The organism is Aeromicrobium sp. (genome assembly GCF_036675695.1).
Classification (GTDB): Bacteria; Actinomycetota; Actinomycetes; order Propionibacteriales; family Nocardioidaceae; genus Aeromicrobium.
The window spans coordinates 1-2,554 of sequence record NZ_JAKFEL010000005.1; the positions used below are offsets into that span (position 1 = coordinate 1).

At 60.7% G+C, this 2,554-nt stretch carries 3 protein-coding genes; 2 read left to right on the forward strand and 1 reads right to left on the reverse strand.

The annotated features are described in order from the left end of the window. Positions 1-448: 448 nt before the first annotated feature. Positions 449-1,912 carry a chromosomal replication initiator protein DnaA gene (gene dnaA / locus V6M39_RS00095; RefSeq protein ID WP_332641624.1) on the reverse strand — a complete coding sequence of 488 codons (1,464 nt, stop codon included), beginning with the start codon at positions 1,910-1,912 and terminating at the stop codon, positions 449-451. 336 nt (positions 1,913-2,248) lie between these two features. On the opposite strand from dnaA, the gene rpmH reads away from it, so the two are divergent. Both rpmH and V6M39_RS18020 read left to right on the forward strand, forming a co-directional pair. After that, on the forward strand, positions 2,249-2,386 hold the full coding sequence (gene rpmH, locus V6M39_RS00100) for a 50S ribosomal protein L34 (protein ID WP_309965974.1): 138 nt from the start codon (positions 2,249-2,251) through the stop codon (positions 2,384-2,386). A 4-nt stretch (positions 2,387-2,390) separates the two neighbouring features. After that, on the forward strand, positions 2,391-2,554 hold a 164-nt coding region (locus V6M39_RS18020; protein WP_442880629.1), incomplete at its 3' end, for a ribonuclease P protein component.

The window sequence follows — 2,554 nt, forward strand, 5'->3', positions numbered from 1 at the left end:
CAAGCTGCGCGCCGTCCATGCGACGGCGTCCGCGAGTGTGTCGCGGTCGATGCGGAACTTCACGTGGTGGGGCCTTTCCGAAGACGGGAGCCGTGGGGATGAATCCTGCCACGCGACGTGGGCGTGGAGGTAGCCAGGGGAAGGACTGATTTGGTCATCCACACATGGGGGGCACAGTGACTTCCACGGGTGTTGTCGAGATATAGAAGAGTAGTCGTCGTAGTAGCGTCTGTGGATTCGGTGGAAAACCGGTCTACGCGCAGGTCAGACGGTATGTTGACCGGTGGAAAACCTGTGGTGTTGGAATGGGTGAACCTACGAGTGGTTGTGAACATCCGTCCTGCGTTCACATGGTGTTCACACTGGGACATCAGATGTCCACGTGACGTGAGGGTTTTCCCACAGACTCTTCCCCAGATGTGAATGGTCCCGATAGGCCATTCACCTGTCATGACTGGCGGGCCTGTTGCTTGATGCGGGCGGTGAGCTCGGTGACCTGGTTGTAGACGGCGTGCTTTTCGGCCATCAGCTTGCGAATCTTGCGATCCGCGTGCATCACCGTGGTGTGGTCACGATTGCCGAACTCCTGGCCGATCTTCGGCAGGGACATTTCGGTCAGCTCACGGCAGAGATACATCGCAATCTGTCGGGCCAACACCAGGTTGCGGCTGCGGTTGGCGCTGCACAGGTCGTCGATCGAGAACTCTGAGTAGGCGGCCGTCTGCGCCATGATCATGCCGACCGAGATGTCGGGTTCTTCGCCTTCGGCGATCAGATCCTTGAGCACGATCTGGGCAAGCTGGAGGTCGACGGTGGTGCCGTTGAGGTTGGCGAATGCCGTGGCACGGATGAGTGCACCTTCGAGCTCACGGATGTTGGTCTGCACCTTGCTCGCGATGAACTCAAGGACGTCGGCCGGTGCGGTCAACTTTTCGTTGGCGGCCTTCTTGCGAAGAATCGCAATGCGGGTCTCGAGATCCGGGGGGAGAGTCTCGGTGGTGAGGCCCCACTCGAAGCGGTTGCGCAGACGATCGTCGAGTGTCGTCAGGTTCTTGGGTGGCCTGTCCGACGTCATGACAATCTGCTTGTTCTCGTTATGCAGCGCGTTGAACGTGTGGAAGAACTCGGTCTGCGTGGCTTCCTTGCGCTCGATGAACTGGATGTCATCTACCAGGAGGACGTCAATCTCGCGGTACTTGCGGCGCAGTGCGGACGTGCGGTTCTCACCGATTGCGTTGATGACGTCGTTGACGAACTCTTCACTGCTGACGTAGCGCACGCGTGACGATGGGTAGAGATTGAGCACGTAGTGACCGATGGCGTGAAGCAGGTGGGTCTTGCCGAGTCCGGACTCTCCGTGGATGACCAACGGGTTGTATGCCTTGCCGGGTGCTTCGGCGACTGCGACGGCGGCAGCGTGGGCGAAGCGGTTGGACGAACCGATGACGAAGTTCTCGAACAGGTAGCGCGGGTTGAGCCTGGCCTCGGCGACACTGCCAATGCGCGGCGGAGCGGTCTTGCGCTCGGCCCAGCTCGGAACGAACTCATGCTGATCGTCTTCGTCGAGGTCTTCGTCGAGGTCCTCGACAACCGCCACACCATTCTGCGAGTTTGTCGACATATCGTCTTGTTGACTAAGCCGATCCAAGGTTGACGGCTCGATCGTGACGATCAGACGGGTCTCCTGCTGGAGCGCCATGCTGATGGCGTGCTCGAGGGCTGGGCGCACTCGGGACTCGAGCTGCGCACGGGTCAGGTCGTCCTGGACCGCGACGATCATGATGTTGTCGTGCAGGCTCAGTGGCTTGGCGGAATAGACCCACACCTTGGCGCCGGGGGAGAGCGTGTCGACAGCCTGCTGCCACACCGTGTCGAGGTATTCCTCGGGAGTGGGCTCCGGGCCGTCGTTCATCCAATGCCTCCCGACACCTGTTCCACATGGTTTTCCACAGGTTGTGAATGCAAATAGGCCCATGGTGGGCCTTGTGGAAAAGTCGATACCGCGGTGACGCTAGCAGCCTTGCTGAGCGCATACAAGCGGTTTTCCCCAGGTTGTCCCACCTTCTCGGCGTGTCGCGTGGACGTTGTGACTCAGGTGGCGTATGGGTATCAGTTTGACCGCCCATGAACGCACCGCGTACCGTGGACTAGTCGTGCTAAGCGACGACTGCCGTGTGCCCACGAAATGCGACTCGTGTCGTGGGCGAGCGGTGGCCGTTGAAACGGCCCAATCCCCCGTGAGGAACTCATGAGCAAGCGTACTTTCCAGCCGAACAATCGTCGTCGCTCCAAGAAGCACGGCTTCCGTCTTCGCATGCGCACCCGCGCCGGCCGCGCGATCCTCGCTGATCGCCGCCGCAAGGGCCGCGCCAAGTTGTCTGCCTGAGTCGTTGCTCGCGCGCGCTCAACGCATGCGCACCGGGGAGGACTTCCGGCACACGATCCGTCGTGGGGCCAAAGGCGTACAACCCACCCTTGTCACACATGTCGTTCCAGGAACCGGCGGACCCACGTCCGTCGGTTTCGTCGTGAGCAAAGCCGTCGGATCTGCTGT